Annotated in this window: 17 protein-coding genes; 8 read left to right on the plus strand and 9 right to left on the minus strand. The window is 58.7% G+C overall.

The features are described 5' to 3' along the window. Nucleotides 1–400: 400 nt before the first annotated feature. The 6 genes from EI291_RS09075 (at nucleotide 401) to EI291_RS23590 (ending at nucleotide 6,233) form a co-directional block, all read left to right on the plus strand. Nucleotides 401–2,452, plus strand: a complete 2,052-nt coding sequence (locus tag EI291_RS09075; protein WP_170172579.1) for a BatA domain-containing protein — start codon at nucleotides 401–403, stop codon at nucleotides 2,450–2,452. Between the two features lie 124 nt (nucleotides 2,453–2,576). Continuing rightward, nucleotides 2,577–3,059, plus strand: a complete 483-nt coding sequence (locus tag EI291_RS09080; protein ID WP_262697272.1) for a DUF4199 domain-containing protein — start codon at nucleotides 2,577–2,579, stop codon at nucleotides 3,057–3,059. A gap of 42 nt (nucleotides 3,060–3,101) precedes the next feature. After that, a complete protein-coding gene (locus EI291_RS09085) occupies nucleotides 3,102–3,629 on the plus strand; it encodes a DUF4199 domain-containing protein (RefSeq protein ID WP_125419508.1) in 528 nt (175 codons plus the stop codon). Further along, nucleotides 3,622–4,608 carry a glycosyltransferase family 2 protein gene (locus tag EI291_RS09090; RefSeq protein WP_125419509.1) on the plus strand — a complete coding sequence of 329 codons (987 nt, stop codon included), beginning with the start codon at nucleotides 3,622–3,624 and terminating at the stop codon, nucleotides 4,606–4,608. Before EI291_RS09085 ends, EI291_RS09090 begins: the two co-directional genes overlap by 8 nt. Nucleotides 4,609–4,742: 134 nt before the next feature. After that, entirely contained in the window at nucleotides 4,743–5,867 is a 1,125-nt protein-coding gene (locus EI291_RS09095; protein WP_125419510.1) for a glycosyltransferase, read from the plus strand. A 3-nt stretch (nucleotides 5,868–5,870) separates the two neighbouring features. After that, entirely contained in the window at nucleotides 5,871–6,233 is a 363-nt protein-coding gene (locus EI291_RS23590) for a DUF7079 family protein (RefSeq protein ID WP_125419511.1), read from the plus strand. Here the strand turns inward: EI291_RS23590 and EI291_RS09105 are convergent. The 3 genes from EI291_RS09105 to purB form a co-directional block, all read right to left on the minus strand. After that, entirely contained in the window at nucleotides 6,225–7,331 is a 1,107-nt protein-coding gene (locus EI291_RS09105; protein WP_125419512.1) for a glycosyltransferase family 9 protein, read from the minus strand. The two genes, EI291_RS23590 and EI291_RS09105, sit on opposite strands and share 9 nt — an antisense overlap. Nucleotides 7,332–7,447: 116 nt before the next feature. Further along, nucleotides 7,448–8,695, minus strand: coding sequence for an Lnb N-terminal periplasmic domain-containing protein (locus tag EI291_RS09110; RefSeq protein ID WP_125419513.1), 1,248 nt, complete (start codon nucleotides 8,693–8,695; stop codon nucleotides 7,448–7,450). Nucleotides 8,696–8,777: 82 nt separating this feature from the next. Next, the gene (gene purB, locus EI291_RS09115; protein WP_125419514.1) at nucleotides 8,778–10,142 is read right to left on the minus strand and encodes an adenylosuccinate lyase; all 1,365 of its coding nucleotides are present in this window, start codon (nucleotides 10,140–10,142) and stop codon (nucleotides 8,778–8,780) included. A 169-nt stretch (nucleotides 10,143–10,311) separates the two neighbouring features. On the opposite strand from purB, the gene EI291_RS09120 reads away from it, so the two are divergent. Beyond that, nucleotides 10,312–12,459, plus strand: a complete 2,148-nt coding sequence (locus EI291_RS09120; RefSeq protein WP_125419515.1) for a biosynthetic peptidoglycan transglycosylase — start codon at nucleotides 10,312–10,314, stop codon at nucleotides 12,457–12,459. 169 nt (nucleotides 12,460–12,628) lie between these two features. Here EI291_RS09120 and EI291_RS09125 read toward each other — a convergent pair whose 3' ends face one another. The 3 genes from EI291_RS09125 to hemG all read right to left on the minus strand — a co-directional run bounded on the left by EI291_RS09125 (nucleotide 12,629) and on the right by hemG (nucleotide 16,023). Beyond that, on the minus strand, nucleotides 12,629–13,564 hold the full coding sequence (locus tag EI291_RS09125; RefSeq protein WP_125419516.1) for a TerC family protein: 936 nt from the start codon (nucleotides 13,562–13,564) through the stop codon (nucleotides 12,629–12,631). Between the two features lie 139 nt (nucleotides 13,565–13,703). Next, the gene (locus EI291_RS09130) at nucleotides 13,704–14,495 is read right to left on the minus strand and encodes a polyprenol monophosphomannose synthase (protein ID WP_125419517.1); all 792 of its coding nucleotides are present in this window, start codon (nucleotides 14,493–14,495) and stop codon (nucleotides 13,704–13,706) included. Between the two features lie 196 nt (nucleotides 14,496–14,691). Beyond that, nucleotides 14,692–16,023 carry a protoporphyrinogen oxidase gene (hemG, locus tag EI291_RS09135; RefSeq protein WP_125419518.1) on the minus strand — a complete coding sequence of 444 codons (1,332 nt, stop codon included), beginning with the start codon at nucleotides 16,021–16,023 and terminating at the stop codon, nucleotides 14,692–14,694. A 155-nt stretch (nucleotides 16,024–16,178) separates the two neighbouring features. On the opposite strand from hemG, the gene EI291_RS09140 reads away from it, so the two are divergent. Further along, on the plus strand, nucleotides 16,179–16,685 hold the full coding sequence (locus tag EI291_RS09140; RefSeq protein WP_125419519.1) for a D-glycero-alpha-D-manno-heptose-1,7-bisphosphate 7-phosphatase: 507 nt from the start codon (nucleotides 16,179–16,181) through the stop codon (nucleotides 16,683–16,685). 76 nt (nucleotides 16,686–16,761) lie between these two features. Here the strand turns inward: EI291_RS09140 and EI291_RS22835 are convergent, their stop codons facing one another. From EI291_RS22835 to EI291_RS09145, 3 genes are all read right to left on the minus strand, one after another. Continuing rightward, nucleotides 16,762–16,911 carry a hypothetical protein gene (locus EI291_RS22835; protein ID WP_170172581.1) on the minus strand — a complete coding sequence of 50 codons (150 nt, stop codon included), beginning with the start codon at nucleotides 16,909–16,911 and terminating at the stop codon, nucleotides 16,762–16,764. 203 nt (nucleotides 16,912–17,114) lie between these two features. Then, nucleotides 17,115–17,270 carry a hypothetical protein gene (locus EI291_RS22840; RefSeq protein WP_170172582.1) on the minus strand — a complete coding sequence of 52 codons (156 nt, stop codon included), beginning with the start codon at nucleotides 17,268–17,270 and terminating at the stop codon, nucleotides 17,115–17,117. A 143-nt stretch (nucleotides 17,271–17,413) separates the two neighbouring features. Continuing rightward, nucleotides 17,414–18,817 (minus strand): type III PLP-dependent enzyme domain-containing protein, encoded by a 1,404-nt coding sequence (locus tag EI291_RS09145; RefSeq protein WP_125419520.1) that lies wholly within the window; start codon nucleotides 18,815–18,817, stop codon nucleotides 17,414–17,416. Nucleotides 18,818–18,881 lie beyond the last annotated feature (64 nt).

Here is an 18,881-nt window from a genome sequence, read left to right on the forward strand (position 1 = left end):
ACGCCCCGCGGCGTTCCCCTCATCCGGGAATGCGCGGGGCGTGTTGCGTTTGGGGCTCTTCCCTTACCCCCCCGGTGGTACGGTCGCCGCGCGCCTGGCCGCTTGCTGTCTACGACCACCCGCGTAGCCTTCGGGGGCGTGCGGGGTATGATCTGATAATTGCTTTTGTATTGGCTTCGTATGCCGCTTCTTATAAATAGTATCTTGTCGATAAGCTTATAAGCATTCTTACCTTGCTGCAAATGAACGTGGCCAGCGCCTCCGAATAAATTTCCATTTGTGAAATTTATTCGGAGGCGCTGGCTTTTCTGTTGAACTTGTTGCTGAATTAGCCAACCATTAGGCAGCGGACGATGCACTAGGTTTGGTAACTATCTTCACAGATTCATTGATTGTTTGCATGGCATTTACATATCCTTGGTTTTTGTTGGGTTTGCTGGGAGTAGCAATTCCAGTTCTGATTCACTTGTTTGAGCTACGTAAACCTCAGCGGATTCTCTTTTCCAACGTAGAGTTTATACAGCAGGTAAAACTGATTACGGCCAGACAGCGGAAGCTTAAGCATCTTCTGGTGTTAGCGTGTCGGATAGGGGTGGTATCGTGTCTGGTATTGGTATTTGCACAACCATTCATTCCTGCTCCAGAGACCCGAGCCAATCAAGCAGCGGCAGTGCGGGTGATACTGGATAACTCGCCTAGTATGCAACAGTTGGCCTTGAATGATCAGGCATTGCTGGAGCATGGTGGTGAACAGGCAGCCGAGTTGTCGTTGGTGTTTCCGCAGGCTACGCGTTTTGTCCTGTGGCCCGGTAAGGAAGAGCCGCTTTCCGCAGCTGCTTACAAAACTGCCGTGGAGCAGGTACAAGTCAGCGGACAAGCGGAATCGGTTGGGAGGATGATTGAGCAAAGGAAAGGGCGTTCAGCAGTGCAGAGCGGTGTCACTTTCGTCTTCTCTGATTTCCAGAAAAATAGCTTTTCTGCCAAGTCCTTCGACGGTATAAAGCCAAGCGAAGACGTACTTCTAGTTCCGCTTGATGGCAAAAAACAAGCGAATGTGTTTGTAGACAGTGTGTGGCTGGATGACGCTTTTGTACGGACAGGAATGGACTTGCAGTTGCATATTCGACTGCGAAACGGCGGGCAAGAGACGGCCGAAAATCGGCAGGTAAAGCTGTTTCTGGGGGCACAGCAGGCTGCGACATTCCAGGCAACTGTACCAGCTGGAAAGGCCGTCACAACGCAAGTACGCGCGCGGTTACAGAATACCGACGTGCAACTGGCCCGGGTAGAGGTGGAGGATTTTCCTGTTGAGTTCGATAACGTGTATTACTTCACTCTGCAAGCTGCAAACCGCATTCAGGTGCTAGAGATTAGCAATGAAGCTGAACTAGGCCGTTTATACGGAAACGAGCCTCTGTTCTCCTATCAGCATGTGGGAATCGGGTCAGCGGATTACCGGCTGATTGAAGCGGCGAATCTGTTGATTGTGCGGGAAGCTTCGGTTGTGAGTGCCGGATTGCGTGAAACCATTCGGCGGGCTGTGCAGCAAGGAGCCACTTTAGTCGTTGTTCCCACAGCAGCGCCGGGCAGCCGGGAATCATATAACCAGCTATTTCGGGAGCTGGGTGTGGGACCGATTCAATGGCAGCCGGTATCACCGCGTGGCCCGGTACTGCAGGAACTGGCGCTGCCCAGTACTCAAAATCCGTTTTTTCGAGACGTTTTTTCGGGTGCGAATGTGCGCAGCGGGATGCCGAAAGCAGCTCCGTTGCTTCGGTGGGCCCGTTCCGGTGCCGATGTATTGCAATTACGGGATGGGGAAGATTACCTATCGGGATTTACGAGTGGGGCCGGAATGGTGTATGTGTTTGCAGCTCCACTCAGTGCTTCGTACTCAGATTTTGCACAGCATCCGTTGTTTGTGCCGGTATTTTACCGCTTAGCCATGATGAGCTATCAGCAGGAGCAACAACCGGCTTACCGCCTTACGGCGGCCGCTATTCGGTTGCGGCTTCCGAAAGAAGGTCGTACTGCAGAGGCGGCCTATCAATTGGTGCAGGATAGCCTCCGGTTTATTCCCGGACAGCAGGTGCAGGGGAGTATCCTTCGTCTTGATATCCCGCCCACATTACGTAAGGCAGGTTTCTACGCCCTGCAACGCAGCGGCAAGACGGTAACCACACTGGCATTCAATATTGATAAGCGGGAGTCAGACCTGCGCAGCTATACAGCCACGGAGCTGCGGCAGCTTATTGGCCCTAACCGGCCCAATGTACAGGTGTATGAGACGGGACAAGGGCAAACAGTTGCGGCACGCTACAAAGCTACCCGAGTAGGGACACCATTGTGGCGCTACTTTATATGGGGAGCCTTAGGATGTCTGTTGCTGGAAGCACTGCTGCTACGCTGGTACCGGCGTACAGAGCCAGCGCCGCTTGCTACGGCAGCCTAATTGCGCGACGGTTGCAGACGATGAGCGAGGCAGATTGCCCTGTTAGCTTGTATCTTGCTGCCTTTACTTGTTTCTGGCAGTGAAATCATCTTCTTCAACCCCTAGCCCTGTACTACGCACGGCAGTGCTGAGCGGCACCATTACTGGGCTTTTGTGTATCGCATGGGTACTGTTTTTGTACCTGACGGATAACAATCCGTATGGGCCGAAACGCACCCTGGCCGATTTTTTTACTCCTATTGCAGCGGTGGCAAGCCAGATACTGTTGCGCCGCTACTACGGCGAGCAGGGCCCGGGACTTGGGAAATCCGTTGGGGTAGGGATACTGACCTCGGTAGTAACGGCCATGGTGGCTGCGGCGGGTATGTACACCTTCTCCCGGCTCACGGGCCCCGAGCTGATTGTGCGGCATTTGGCGGAGGCCCGGCAGATGTTGGAAGCTACCAAAGCCATGTACATGAAGCAGGCGAACGGTATGCAGCAATATCAGGCAACACTACGCAATCTGGCGACTACGGCAGCCGGGTTTGCGCAGGATGAGTTTGTGAAAAAACTACTGTTTGGTACAGTGCTGAGTATTCCAGGTGGGGTGTTTTTGCGGAAATAATCTACCTTCCCGCATCTGTTCACCAAACCACTCTTCCTCGCTATGGAACCTACTGTTACTCCTGCTGCAACTCCCTCGTCTGTTGGCATCCGTTACGGATTGATTATCGGCGTTGTTAGCGCAATCCTGTCAGTTATTCAGCTGAGTCTATTTGAAGACCCTGAAACACCTTTTCGTTGGGTGGGTGCGATTGTAGCTATTGTAGGTATTGTGCTGGCACATAAGAAGTTCAAGGAGCTGAATCATGGTTTCATGTCATACGGTCAGGGCCTGGGAATCGGCACGATTGTATCAGCGGTTGGTGGCCTAGTCAGCAGTGTCTTCAGCTACCTGTACATGACGTTCATCAACCCCGAATACATGACGCGGGTGATGGAGCTACAACGAGCTAAAATGGAAGCCAAGGGCCTGGATGATGCCCAGATAGATCAGGCTCTCGGTATGGCACAGAAGTTCAGCGGTGGTCCGATGATTATTGTGTTCGGTCTGATTGGAGCTGTATTTATGGGCTTCATCATCTCGCTCATCATCTCCGCCTTCACCAAAAATACCCGTCCTGAGTTTGAGTAAGCGTCTTTCGCAGCATTTTCCGGTTGAGCTGTCCATCGTCATTCCCCTGCTCAACGAAGCCGAGTCGTTGCCGGAACTCACCCGCTGGATTAACCGGGTGCTCACCCAGCATGGCCTTACCTACGAGGTCCTACTGATTGACGACGGCTCGACGGACGACTCCTGGGAGGTGATTGAGCAACTGGCCGCCACCGACGTGCACCTGCGCGGCATCCGCTTCAACCGCAACTACGGTAAGTCGGCGGCCCTGAACGTGGGCTTCCGGGAAACCACCGGCCGGGTGGTATGCACCATGGATGCCGATTTGCAGGACTCGCCGGAAGAGCTGCCGGAGCTGTACCGCATGATTACCCAGGATGGCCTCGATTTGGTAAGCGGCTGGAAGAAAAAACGCTTCGACCCGCTCAGCAAAACCATTCCCACCAAGCTGTTCAACGGCGTCACGCGCTGGATTTCGGGCATCCGGCTGCACGATTTCAACTGCGGCCTGAAAGCCTACGACAGCCGGGTGGTGAAAAGCATTGAGGTGTACGGCGAAATGCACCGCTACATCCCCGTCATTGCCAAGTGGGCCGGATTCCGGCGCATTGGCGAGAAGGTGGTGCAGCACCAGGAGCGCAAGTACGGCACCACCAAATTCGGGCTGGAGCGGTTCGTGTACGGCTTCCTCGATTTGATGAGCATCACGTTCGTGAGTCGGTTCCGGCGGCGGCCCATGCACTTCTTCGGGGCGCTGGGCACCATTTCCTTTCTCATCGGGATGCTGATTACGCTGTGGCTGGTAGGGGAGAAGGTGTGGCTGTCGTGGCATAACCACCTCTCCCGCGACGTAACGGCCCAGCCGTTGTTCTTCCTGGCTTTGGTGGCCGTGGTAATTGGGGTGCAGCTGTTCCTGGCCGGTTTCCTGGCCGAAATGGTGCAGCTCAACGGCTCCAACCGCAACGATTACCTGGTAAAGGAGCGGCTGAACCTGAAGTAGATAAATCAACAGTAGTAAAACGTCATGCTGAGCTTGCCAAAGCATCTCTCCCGAGGCTAATCAAACAGTTAGCATTGCGGGAGAGATGCTTCGGCAAGCTCAGCATGACGTTCTGCTTTCATAAGTTTTCCCCTATGAACGTAGTCATCATCGGGCCGGCGTACCCGCTGCGGGGCGGGCTGGCCACCTACAACGAGCGGCTGGCGCGGGCCTTCCGTGAGGCTGGCGACGAGGTGCGCCTGGTTACCTTCTCGCTGCAGTACCCCGATTTTCTGTTTCCGGGCCAGACGCAGTTCAGCACCGAGCCGGGGCCTGCTGATCTGAATATTGAGGTAAGCCTGAACTCGGTGAACCCGCTGAGCTGGTACCGGGTGGGCAACCGCCTGCGCCGGGAGCGGCCCGATCTGGTGATTTTCCGGTTCTGGCTGCCATTTATGGGGCCGGCGCTGGGCACGGTGGCCCGCCTCATCCGGCGCAACCGCCACACCCGCATAGTGGCTATTACCGACAACGTAATTCCGCACGAGAAACGGCCCGGCGACCGGCCGCTCACGCGCTACTTCCTCTCGGCCTGCCATGGGTTCGTAACAATGAGCCGCTCAGTGCTGGCCGACCTGCGCCGTTTGCACTTCAAGCAGCCCGCCCTCTACCGCCCGCACCCGCTCTACGACAACTTCGGCCCCCTCAAGCCCAAAGCCGATGCCCTGGCCGCCCTGGGCCTCGACCCTGCGTTCGGCTACCTGCTGTTCTTCGGGTTCATCCGGGCTTACAAGGGGCTGGATATTCTGCTGGAAGCCTTTGCCGATGCCCGGCTGGCCCAGCTGCCGGTAAAGCTAATTATTGCCGGCGAGTATTACGAAGACGCCGCGCCGTACGAAGCCCTCATCCGGCAGCACAACCTGGAAAGCCGCCTCGTGCGCGCCACCGACTTCATCCCGAACGAGCGGGTAGTAGACTACTTTTGCGCCGCCGATATGATAGTGCAGCCCTACAAAAACGCCACCCAAAGCGGCGTCTCGCAGATTGCCTATCACTTCAGCCGCCCCATGCTGGTAACCGACGTAGGCGGTCTGGCCGAGCTGATTCCGAACGGGGAAGTCGGCTACGTGGTGCCGCCCACGCCCCAGGCCATTGCCGATGCGTTAGTGGATTTCTACGAGCACCAGCGTGAGCAGGAATTCACCGCCGGCGTGTGGGCTAAGAAAAAGGAATTTTCCTGGGACGTGATGGTAAAGGCGTTGAAAGAGGTGGCCGGCTGACCTATGAGCATTCCCAATGAAGAACGTCGGCGGCCAGTATGGGTAGCACTAGCTGATTTGTATTTAGACACTGAGCTGCAGGAGCAGGATTTCCAGCGGATTGCTACTGTATGCGCGGAGAGTGGTTTTTCGTGGGCTGAAATCCAGCTTATTAACTACAATGAGGTAGCGCCAGCTCTGTGGTTTAATGTGCAAGACATAGCAGGTGAGTGGGCTGGTTGGGATGAGGAATGGCTCATAGCGCACATTCAACATTCCTACCGACCCGCAACACATAAGTGGCTTGGCTCTACAAGGTTGTGGCAGAAACGGGTAGACGTTTTTACGCAGAAAGCATTGGCCCGCGTAGCTGTTTACTTACGCTAAAGGCACACTCGTCCGTACAGCCTCGAATACTTTCTCTGCTGGCAATTGCTCCATACAGCTGGTGCCCAGCTTACAGGAACCGCGGTAGAAGCAGACGCACTGCTTATCCGGCTGCACGAGCTGGCCGCGGCCGTAGAGGTCGAATTCGTAGGGGTTGAAGATGTTGTTCATCAGGATGGTGGGCTTGCGCAGGGCGATGCTGATGTGCATGGCCATGGTTACCTGCGTCACGATGCTGTCCATCTGGTGCATCAGGTTGATGAACTGGGGCAGGGAGAAAGTGCCCAGGTAGGCGGCACCGGTGGCGGCGTGGAGGCGGCGGTTACGCTCATCCTCGGCCTCACCGCCCAGCAGTACGGGCGCGTAGCCGGCCTGCTGCAGCTGGTTGATGAGGGTAATCCACTTCTCATCCGACCACAGGCGGGTCGTCCACCGGTCGCCGCAGCCGGTGTTGAGGCCGATGCGGGGGCGGCTCTGGGGCAGCTGGCTCCAGTCGTAGCCCTTGTCCTCGTGGGTGTCGAACACGTACTCCTCGTGCTGGAACTCGTAGCCGCACAGCTCGAAGATTTCCTGCACGTAGGGCTTCTGATTTTGCTGGCTCAGCTCGTCGAACACGCCGGTGAGGTACTTATGGTTGGCCAGCTCATTCACGGGCCACGCCACGCCGTACTGCGGGTGCAGCTGGTAGCCAAACTTCTGGTGCGCCCGGATGCTGCCCAGCAGCGCGCAGGCTTCCTTGTCCTTGTCGAGGTTGAAGAGAAGATCGAACTCCCGCTGCTGCAGGTGCAGTACGCTGGTCAGCTCCAGCTTTAGCACCTCATCAATCCAGCCGCCGCCCTGGGGCAGAATGGCGGGCGTGAGCGTAAGCCAGGTGATTTTGCTGTTCGGATACTCCTGGCGCAGCCGCCGCAGCAACGGCGTGGTGCGGATAACGTCCCCAATGGCCCCGAGCTTGATGATGAGAATGCGCTGCTGCGTGGGCGCGTACATCGGGCAGCCGGCGCACTGGTAGCCGTGCTCCTTGTTGGGGCGGCAGGGAATATCACCGCGGAAATGGCGGCAGTCGGGGTGAACGGTAACGCCGTTGAGGTGGGGCATTGGGGGAAGGAAACAGGGGAATGAGCCGGTAAAAGTAGCAGGCTGGCTGCCATCAGCCAATGAAGCCCAGGCAATAGGTTGATACTGAGGTAAGCGAAAATAGATCAGGAGTAGTCTCAGTCAGACACCCCCGCTTGCTTCAGTGGCTCCGCTACCTGGCCGCACCGCCGAAACAAAACCAGTAATTGCCAGAACAGCAGCCCCAACAACAGCCCGGATTCGGACGTTGGCTCTATGTAGTCAACAACCCACCCCAACGAACCGCCTACTACGATACCCAATAAGGCTGCTGCCAGAAAAGGGCGCCAAACGCGGCGAGGCTGAACGAAGGCCCAAAGCAAGTGCGTCGGCTGCAACCACAGCACCTGGTAATTGGCGTGAACGGGAGAATGTAGGGAAATCAACTGAAGGCCTACCAGAAAGCAGCCCATTAGGCCAGCCGCTGCCAGGAAGCTACTTTGCAGCACTCGTGGTACCAAGCTGTAACGGGCCGGAAGCAGCTGCGCGAGCAACAACAGCAAGCCCAAGCCAACTAGGAAGAACGAAGGCGTAAACACTTGGGGTGGGCGTGGCGGCGTAGTCGTCAGCAGCGGCCGGGTCTGCTGTACGAAGGGTCGCCCTAGCCGGGAAGCATGCGCAAGTGCCCGTTGAAGCTCAAGCGGCAGAAAGAGCCGTTGCTCGAAGGAGGCGTAACGGTCGGCGGGCATACCCAGGCCGATGTTTATGCCGAAAGACACCCAGGGCGCCGGAGCCAGATAAGGGGCCAGGAGCTGCCGGTAGCGGATAGCCGAGTCGGCGTACGTGTAGTGGTGCAGCGGTTGCGCCTGCGTCACGCTGCGCAGGTGGCCCAGCAGACGCGTGGTGCAGTTATCGGTGAAAAACTGATACTGGTAAAATCGGGCCCCTGAGTGCAGCGTAGTTTCCAGCTGCTGGTGCAGCAGTTGGGCCTCGGGCTGACGCAAGGCCAATACTTGCTCAGTAACGGCCCGGTTCTCCTGCCGGTAAGATTTCCGGAACTCAGCAAACGAGGTGGCCGACAAAAAATAACGCAGGTCGCCGCGTAGAAAGCGCCAGTAGAAGTTAGGCGTGCGGAAATCAAAAGTGCCGTAGTTGTACACACGGTCCAGGCCCCGGCCAGGATTGGTAACGCGCAGCGCGGAGTGTCCGAACAAGGCGTACGTTTCGGAGCCTGGCGCGCAGGTAAGCAGGCTGATGGCGAGGGTGTCGTTGGTAGCGGGGGTAGCTGCTGCAGCCCCTGCACCCCAGACCCACAAAAAGGCCAGAAGCAATAACCGAATACCTGATGCGGGTAGATAGAACGCAGAAACGCGGCCCGACGCCTTTTCCGTAGGTGAATAAATCATAGCTCCAGCGAAGCTACTGAAATCACACAGGGAAAAGATATCGGGCCGCGCTTACGCGGCGAAAAATCGATATGAGTAGGTGCTACACGCCCACGTAGCTGCTGGGCGTGATGGCGCGCAGCTCCTGCTTCACGGCATCGCTCACGCTGAGGCCGTCCACAAACTCGCTGATGGTGGCCTGGCTGATGGCCGAGCCGGTGCGGGTGAGGGCCTTGAGGGCGTTGTAGGGGTCGGGGTAGTTTTCGCGGCGCAGGACGGTTTGCAGGGCCTCGGCCACCACGGCCCAGTTGTCGTCCAAGTCGCGGCGGAGGGCGGCTTCGTCGAGGGCCAGCTTGTCGAGGCCGCGCTGCAGGGCGGTAAGGGCAATGAGGGTATGGCCCAGCGGCACGCCCAGGTTGCGCAGCACGGTGGAGTCGGTGAGGTCGCGCTGGAGGCGGCTGATGGGCAGCTTGGCCGCCAAGTGCTCCAGCACGGCGTTGGCCAGGCCCAGGTTACCCTCGGCGTTTTCGAAGTCAATGGGGTTCACCTTGTGAGGCATGGCCGAGGAACCTACCTCGCCAGCCTTCACCGTCTGGCGGAAGTAGCCCAGCGAAATGTACTGCCACACGTCGCGCGCCAGGTCAATAAGGATGGTGTTGAGGCGCTTGAGGCCGTCGCAGAGGGCGGCCAGGTGGTCGTAGTGCTCAATCTGGGTGGTGGGGTGGCTGCGCTTGAGGCCCAGGCGGCCTTCCACAAACTGCTGGGCAAACTGGTGCCAGTCGGTGCCGGGGTAGGCCACGTGGTGGGCGTTGAAGTTGCCGGTGGCCCCGCCGAACTTCGCGCCGAACGGCACCTGGCCCAGCAGCTCCACCTGGGCATCGAGGCGGGCCACAAATACGTCTACTTCCTTTCCCAGGCGGGTGGGGGAGGCGGGCTGGCCGTGGGTGCGGGCCAGCATGGGCACGGCGGCCCAGCTTTGGGCGCGGGTGGCCAGCTGGTTGCGCACCTGCGCGTAGGCTGGCAGCAGCGTATGGATGAGGGCGTGCTGGAGGCTGAGCGGAATGGCAGTGTTGTTGATGTCCTGCGAGGTGAGGCCGAAGTGGATAAACTCCAGGTACTGGCCCAGGCCCAGGGCCGTAAACCGGTCCCGCAGGAAGTATTCCACGGCCTTCACGTCGTGGTTCGTAACCCGCTCGTGGGCCTTCACGGCGTCGGCATCGGCGGTGCTGAACTGGGTGTAGATAGCACGCAGCGGGCCGAATACTTCTGGATTCACGCCCTGCAGCTGGGGCAGCGGCAGCTCGCAGAGGGCAATGAAATACTCTACTTCCACCAGCACCCGGTACCGGATCAGGGCCAGCTCGGAGAAATAGGCGGCCAGCGGGGCCGTCTGGCGGCGGTAGCGGCCATCGAGGGGCGAAACGGCGGTAAGGGGCGTCAGGACGGTGTAGTCGAGGGCAGCGGACATACGTAGAAGGAAGAAATTGGCCAGGGACGGGCCAAAGGTAGCGGAAGGCGGGGCGCGGGCCAATCGGGGCGCGGGCCTTTTTCGTTACCTTTGCCGTCCGAGCGGCGGCGGGTTCGGCACGAATCTGGCTCGGCCCGGCCGCGACTTCCTTTCTCCCCGATCTGTGCGCGTGACTTCAGCAACCAAGAAAAAAATCGGCATCGGCCTGGGCATCCTGGCCGCACTTCTGCTCACGGGCCTCGGTATTTTCCTGGCCAAGCGGCAGGAACTGCTGGACCTGGCCCTGCGCAAGGTGAAAACCAAAGTAGAAGGCAAGTACCCCGTGGTGCTCACGCTGGGCCCCGCCCGCTTCACCGACCTCAACACCGTGCAGCTCGAAGGCGTGAGCCTGGTGCCCACCACGCTGCGCGATACGCTGTTTACGGCCAAGCAAGTACGGGCCTCACTGAGCGTACGGAGCCTGTTTGCCGGTCGCCCGGTGTTCAGCAACCTCGAAATCGACAACGCCCGCCTCACCGCCCGCCAGACGCGTGCCGGCCAGGACAACTACTCCTTCCTCTACAAGAAGAAGAAAAACCAGCCCGTAGCGCCCGTCGATACCTCCAAGGGCACCAACTACGGCCTGCTGGCCAACCAGCTGCTGGAGGCCACCTTCGACAACATCCCCGACGAGGCCGATTTCCAGAACTTCCTGGTTACCTACCAGAGCCCCCGCCACCAGGCCCGCCTGGTAATGCCCCGACTGGCTATTGAGGACGGCGACATTACCGGCCAACTCACCGCCAACATCGACTCGGTGGAGAACCGCGTGGGCGTGCAGGGCCACATTGATGCGGGCGACTACGAGGTGGACGCCAACATTTTCGGGCTGGACAAGCGCCCCGTGGTGCTGCCCTACGTGCAAAGCCGCTACGGGGCCCGGGTGCAGTTTGATTCGGTGCGCGTGAGTTTGTCGGACAAGGACTTTGGCGGCGACGACGAGCTGACGGTGAAGGGCACGGCCGCGGCGGCCAACTTCATCGTGAACCACCCCAAGCTTTCGGACAGTGACGTGCGCTTCCCGCGCGGCGGTATTGATTTCGTGCTGAAGCTGGGGCAGGCCTCGTTTGCGCTGGAAAAGGGCACGCGGGTGCTGCTCAACAAAATGGAGCTGTTTCCGGAGCTGAGCGTGCGCCGCCTGCCGGTGCCGGAGCGCGTAATTGGCAAGGACGTCAACGGCCTTACCAACCGCAACCAGCTGCTGGCCGGGTTGCAGGTGAAGCTGAACGTGGAATCAGCCGAAACCAAGGCCAACGACTTCTTCGCCTCCCTGCCCGAGGGCATGTTTGAGACGCTGGAAGGCACCCAGGCCGAGGGTACGGTGCAGTACCACCTCATGGCCGACCTCGACATGAATAAGCTCGACAGCCTCAAGTTCGACTCGGGGCTGCGGGCTACCAAGTTCCGCATCACTCGCTTCGGGCGCGAGAACCTGAACAAGCTGAACGAGGAGTTCCCATACACCGCCTACAACGACAAGGGCGACACCGTGAAGACCTTTCTGGTGGGCCCGTCGAACCCCGAGTACACGCCCTACAACGAGGTGTCGGACTACCTGAAGTACGCCATCATGACGGCCGAGGACCCGCGCTTCATGACGCACCGGGGCTTTATGGAAAAGGCCTTTGTGAAATCGGCCATTCAGAACATCAAGGAGCGGCGCTTTGCCCGCGGGGGCAGCACCATCAGTATGCAGCTGGTGAAAAACGTGTTCCTGACCCGCAAGAAAACCCTTGTGCGCAAGGCCGAGGAGGCCCTGATTGTGTGGATCATCGAAAACACCCGCCTGGCTACCAAGGAGCGGATGCTGGAGGTGTACCTGAATATCATTGAGTGGGGCCCGAAGATTTACGGGGTGCACGAGGCGGCCGCCTTTTACTTCGATAAAGAGCCGCGCAACCTGAACCTGTCGGAAAGCCTGTTTCTGGCCAGCATCATCCCGCGTCCCAAGTACTACCGCAACGGCTTCAACCAGTATGGCGAAATGCGCGTGAGCGGGCGGTACTTCCACCGGCTCATTGCCCAATTGATGGCCCGCAAAGGCTACATCTCGCAGAGCGAGTACGAGAACCTGGGCACCTCGGTGAACTTCCAGGGCCCAGCCCGGCAGTACATCGTACGCGCCACCCGCGACACGGTGCGCACCGTGGTAGCCGCCGACTCCTCGCAGTACGAGCCGCTGAACCTGATTGACCTGCTCGGCGGCGACACCGCCCCCGACGCCGGCGTGAACACCAACCAGCCCGCTCCCCCGGCCAATCCGCCACAGGGGAATTAGCCCGTCATTGCGCGCGAAGCGAAGCAATCCGTCCTTCACGCAGTGCAGAGCTGAGAACTATTCAAAAGCCCCTGATGCCAGCACGGACGTCAGGGGCTTTCTGCTTGTCTGGGTTTGGTGCGCTGAAAAGGACGGATTGCTTCGTTGTGCCTCCTCGCAATGACAGCTGTTATTCGTCTCCTGTCACTTCCTCCTTCTTCGGAAACAGCAACGACAGCCCAATGGAGGCGGCCAGAATCAGGCCGACGACGGCCAGGGAAATACCCATTGGGATGTGCAGAAACTCAGTGGCCAGGAGCTTGCCGCCGATGAAGATGAGGATGAGCGAGAGGCCGTAGTGCAGGTAGTGAAACAGGCGCATGAGGCTTTCTAGCGCGAAATACAGTGCCCGCAGGCCCAGCAGGGCAAATACGTTGCTGGTGTACACGATGAACGTGTCGCGTGAGACGGCCAGGATGGCGGGGATGGAGTCGGCGGCAAATACCACGTCGGTGGTTTCCACCATCACCAGCACTACCAGCAGGGGGGTGGCGAAAAGCATGCCGTTCTGGCGCACAAAGAAGCGGCCCCCGTGCAGGCGGTTTGTGATGGGCAAATGGCGGCTCAGAAACTTGACGACGGGGTTGTTGTCGGGGTCAATTTCCGGCTCACCGCCGCTGGTGGCCATCTTCACGCCGGTGTAAATGAGGAACGCGCCCAGTACGTACAGCAGAAAATGAAACTTGGCCAGCAGTGCCGCGCCCGCCAGAATAAACGCCGCCCGCAGCACCAGCGCTCCAATAATGCCCCAGAACAGAATTTTGTGCTGATACTGCGGCGGAACTTTGAAGTAGCTGAAAATCAGTAGGAACACGAACAGGTTGTCTACGCTCAGCGACTTTTCAATGAGGTAGCCGGTGAGAAACTCCATGGCCGCCTGCTTGCCCAGCCAGCGGTACACCAGAAAATTAAAGCTCAGGGATAAGGCAATCCAGAAGGCGCTCCAGCCCAGGGCCTCCCGCATACGCACTACATGCTCGCGGCGGTTGAACACCAGCAAATCCAGCAACAGCAGGGCCAGCACAAACACGTTGAAGCCAACCCAGAAAAGCGGAGATATAGCCATCGGGAGTAAGATACGCGGCCGACCTCACTTCCGGTTATTGGTTGCCGACGAAAGTACTGCTGCCGGCTAACCCAAACGGCCCGCTACTCTTCATGGTAAGAGTAGCGGGCCGTTTGGGTTAGCAAAAGCTGAACTAGGGTTAGCGAGTTTCGGGGGTGGCGGGCAGGGCGGGTACTGCAGTATCGGTGGAAGCCGAACGGTTGCGCTCAAACGACCGGAACCAGCTGTCAATTTTCATTTGCAGCACGCCGAAAAAGGCCTCTTTGACAATGCCTTTACTCATTTTAGATGAGCCCCGGGTACGGTCGGTAAAGATGATGGGCACTTCCTTAATGCGGAAGCCATACTTGTATGCCAGCCACTTCATCTCAATCTGAAAGGCGTAGCCCACGAAGCGGATCCGATTCTGCAGAATGGTACGCAGCACTCGGGCCGTGTAGCACTTAAAGCCGGCCGTGGCATCCATAATGGGCATGCCCGTTACGATACGCACGTAGGCGGAGGCGAAATACGACATCAGCACGCGGTCCATGGGCCAGTTCACCACGTTCACGCCCTGAATGTAGCGCGAACCGATGGCCAGATCATAGTGCTGGTGGGCACAGGCATCATAGAGACGGATCAGGTCGTCGGGGTTGTGCGAGAAGTCGGCGTCCATCTCAAACACGTACTCATAGCCACGTTCCAGCGCCCAGCGGAAACCATGAATATAGGCCGTGCCCAGGCCCAGCTTGCCTTGGCGCTCTTCCAGAAATAATCGGTCCGGAAACTCCCGCATCAGGCCGCGTACAATATCAGCGGTGCCATCGGGTGAGCCGTCATCGATGATGAGCACATCCAACGATTGAGGCAATGAGAAGACCTTGCGGATAATCAACTCCGCATTTTCTTTCTCGTTGTAGGTCGGTATCAGGACAAGCCCGTCAGTCATTGCCGCAAAGGTAGAAGTTTGTTCGGTGTGCCGAAGCATCTGGCCGCGCCGACACGACCAAGTATATGCTGAGTAACAGATGCACAAAGTGCCCGGGAGGTTGCCGGAAACCGGCTGGGTTTGAATAACACTCGAAAGCCGCCTTTGGGTTTACGAATGTAGGTTAAATAGTTACGCAGCCTTATATGCCCGAATCCTACCGCCCGGCCAGCAGAGCTGCCAGATTTTGGGCCTGTCGCACACAGTCGGGTACACCCACGCCGGCCCGCCAGTTGGCCGCCACATGCAGGCCCTGCGCCGCCAATCCATCAATAGCGGCGTGGGCGGGCCCAATATGCTCATCAAACTGCGGAATGGCCTTATCCCAGTAGTAGCGGTATTGCCACACTGGCGTGGCCCCGGCCCGGATGCCGTAGAGGCGGCTTAACTCGGCGTGTACGGCGGCTTTCTGCTCGGCCTCAGGCTGGCGGGCCTGCTCCGCGTATTGGGTGCCGCCCACAAACGTAGTAAACAGCACCTGCCCCTCCGGTGCCCGGCCGGGAAAAATAGAGCTGGTCCAGATGCTGCCGGCGGCGTAGGGGGTTTCGGCTTTGGGATTGAGCGCCCCAAATCCGTCCAGCGGGTGCGCTACATCGGTGCGGTTGTAAGCCGTGTAAATAGCGGCCATGGGCGGATGCTGCACGTGGCTGAGAGCTGCCGCTACGGCCGGAAACTGCTCCTGGAGCAAGGGGGCGGCAGCATACGCAGGCAGGGCTACCACCACCTTGTGGTACAACCGGGGGGCTGGGCCCGCCGAGGTTTCCAGTTCCCAGAGGCCATCATTGGGGCGGCGGTGCAGGTGCGTGGCCGCCTGCCCGAAATGGGCCCGCCGCAGCTTGGAGGCCAGGGTACTGGTAAGCGTCTGCAGGCCCCCGACCAGCGACACAATGCGGCGGCGGCCGGCCGGGTTCTTCGTTTTCATCAGGCCTTTTATCACTGAGCCGTATTGCTGCTCCAGGGCCGCCAGCTGCGGAAAGGTTTTGTGCAACAGCAGCTGGGCAGGGTCGCCGGCATAAATGCCTGAAATGAACGGGTTGAGCGCGTAGTCCACCACCTCGGAGCCAAACCGGCGCGTGAAAAACTGCGCCAGGGTTTCCTGTGGGTTGGCGGGTTGGGCGGGCTTGAACAGCTCGCGCACCAGGCCCAGCCGGGTGTTCAGGCTGAAAAACGAGCTGGTAAGCAGGGCTGGGGGCGAGGAGGGCAGCTTCTGATAGCGGCCCTGTCGCAGCACGTAGCGGTTCTGGCTCACGGCCGCGGCATCCTGCAGCTGGCTGCTCAGGCCCAGCCCACCGAGCAGCTCCTGCAGCTCCTCGGAAAGCTGCAGTGAGTTAGGGCCGGTTTCTACCAGATACCCGTCGCGCTGCTCCGAGCGGATGTTGCCGCCGGGGCGGGGGCTGGCTTCATACAAGTCGTAGTCGACGCCGGCGCGCTGCAGGTACCAGGCCAGCGTAAGGCCCGAAATACCGCCGCCCAGAATAGCAATGGCCATGCGGTGAGGTGGTGAAATGGTGAGGTAGTGGAATGGTGAGACCTGAACCGGCTCAGCGCCCGAACAATCACCCGCGCAAAAGTACACACGCCCGCCATAGCCCGCCGGACTACTTACTTTTGTCACCTGTCACCTGTCACCTGTCACCTAGCATCATGAACAAAGCCGTATTTCTGGACCGCGACGGAGTATTAAATAACGAGATAGGGGAGTACGTGTGGGAGCTGGAGAAATTCGTGGTGTCGGAGGGGGTGCCGGAAAGTCTGGCCCGGTTGAAGGCTGCCGGCTATTATCTGATTGTAGTGACCAACCAGGCCGGTATTGCCAAAGGCCTCTATACGACGGCCCACGTACAGGCCTGTCACCAGAAACTGCAGGATGCGGCCGGCGGCCTGATTGACGCCTTCTACTTCGCCCCAGGCCATCCGCAGGTATCCGAGTCTCTTTCGCGCAAGCCCGGCTCCCTGATGCTGGAAAAAGCCCTGGCTCGATTCAAATTGGATGCCGCCCGCTGCTGGATGGTAGGCGACCGGCTACGCGACATGCAGGCCGGTCAGCGCGTTGGTGTACGGGGAATTCTGGTTGGCCCGGAGCAGCAAGAAGGCTACCAACCCCACGTAGCAGACCTGCGGGCCGCTACCGACCTTATTCTGGCCGAGTAGGTAACGCTATAACGCACCGGCGCGGCTTCTGCCAGAGAAGCCGCGCCGGTGCGTTGTGCGGTGAACGAAGAGTCAATTACTGCTGCTCGGCCACCGCAGCCGTGCTGGCGGTAACTGGTACGGCCACCCGCTCAGCTGATTTGGTGGCTGAGTAAGCCGGGCATTGGTTACGGCAGGAGGTAGCGCCCGCCAACAGCAGGCCACCCCAGAGGCAAAGTTTTTTCATGGTAAAAGACAAAAAGTACGGCTGGTCTTCAAGCACAAGTCCTTCAGCAACAACCCCGTTTGTTCTGTAACGATTCCTTTGCCCGTAAATTGTTGTATTCGTATAATTATTCGGCAGCTGCTAAATGCAAACGGCCCTTTCTCACGTGGAGAAAGGGCCGTTTTATGCTAGAACTGCTAAATGCAGCCCCGCAGAAACTATACCTATTGACGCTCGGTGGCGGTGCCGTGCTGTGCTACGATAGTGGAGGATACCCGGGCAGCATCTTTGGTGCTGGAGTACGCGGGGCATTGAGACTTTTTGTTGCAGGAGCTCAGCCCAAGGCCGGCCACACACGCCAGAAGTAGTACTTTTTTCATACAGAGTAAGATGTGAACGGGCCGGGCCCGGCTATTTGGGGGTACATGGGTAAAGGTACGGGAACTCCCGCCGGTGTGCAACCCACCAGGGAAAGAACAAGTCCGCCAACGCACCGCTTCGGCGGACTCGTTCTGCCTGATTACTAGGCCTGATACCCCAGGATGCGCATCATCGAGTCGGCGGTCTGCTCCTCGGCAAATACCCGGTCGGTGAGGTTACCGTCGGCGTCGCGGTCCAGGATGACCATTTTAGGGGCCGGAATCAGGCAGTGCTTTACACCGCCGTAGCCCGAGAGGCTTTCCTGATACGCGCCGGTGTGGAAGAAGCCCACGTACAGCGGCTTGGTGTCGGTGGCGGGCTTGCGCTCCGGCAGGAACACTTGGTAAATGTGCTTTTCGGCGTTGTAGTAGTCCTGGGAGTCGCAGGTGAGGCCGCCCAACTGGATTTTCTTGTAGCCGCGGTTCCAGTTGTTGAGAGCCAGCATGATGAAGCGCTGGTTCAGGGCCCAGGTATCGGGCAGGTTGGTGATGAACGAGCCGTCAATCATGTACCACAGCTCCTTATCGTTCTGCAGCTTCTCATCCAGAATCGAGTAGATGGTAGCGCCCGATTCGCCCACCGTGAAGATGCCGAACTCGGTGAAGATGTCGGGCTCCGGTACGCCCTCTTCCTCGCAAATGCGCTTGATGGTGCGCAGCACCTCAGCAATCATGTAGGGGTAGTCGTACTCCTTCTGAATGCTGGTCTGGATGGGCAGGCCGCCGCCGATGTCGATGGTGGTGAGGGTGGGGCACACCTTGCGCAGCTCGCAGTATTTGTGCACAAACCGGCTCAGCTCCGACCAGTAGTAGCTGGTATCCTTGATGCCGGTGTTGATGAAGTAGTGCAGCATCGTGAGCTCGAAGCGCGGGTCGTCCTTGATTTTCTGCTCCCAAAGCGGAATAGCATCAGTGTAGCGGATACCCAGGCGGGAGGTGTAGAACTGGAAGCGCGGCTCCTCGTCGGAAGCCAGGCGCATGCCCACGTTGCACTTCTCTCGCACGTTGTCGTGGTAGTAATCCACCTCGTTGGGCGAGTCGAGGATGGGCATGCAGTTCACGAAGCCGTCGTTGATGAGGCGCGTGATTTCGTACTTGTACTCCTCGGTTTTGAAGCCGTTGCAGATGATGAACGTGTCCTTCTGCACCCGGCCCTTGGCGTGCATGGCCCGGATGATGTTGGTATCAAACCACGACGAGGTTTCGATGTGCACCCCGTTTTTCAGGGCTTCTTCCACCACAAAGCTGAAGTGCGAGGCCTTGGTGCAGTAGGCGTAGGAATACTTGCCCTGGTAGCCGGTCTGCTCAATGCCCACCCGGAACCACTCCTGGGCCCGCTGAATCTGGGTGCTGATTTTGGGCAGGTAGGCAATGCGCAGCGGGGTGCCGTGCTTTTCCACCAGCGCCATCAAATCAATGTCGTGGAAGCGCAACTCGTCGTTTTCCACGTGGAATTCATCCGTGGGGAAGTCAAACGTCTGCGAAATCAGGGAGTGGTAGGTATCCATTGAAGGAATGTATGGGGGAGAAGTTGGAGGCAAGAACGTCATGCTGAGCTTGCCGAAGCATCTC

Source organism: Hymenobacter rigui, assembly GCF_003944715.1.
GTDB classification, from domain to species: domain Bacteria; phylum Bacteroidota; class Bacteroidia; order Cytophagales; family Hymenobacteraceae; genus Hymenobacter; species Hymenobacter rigui.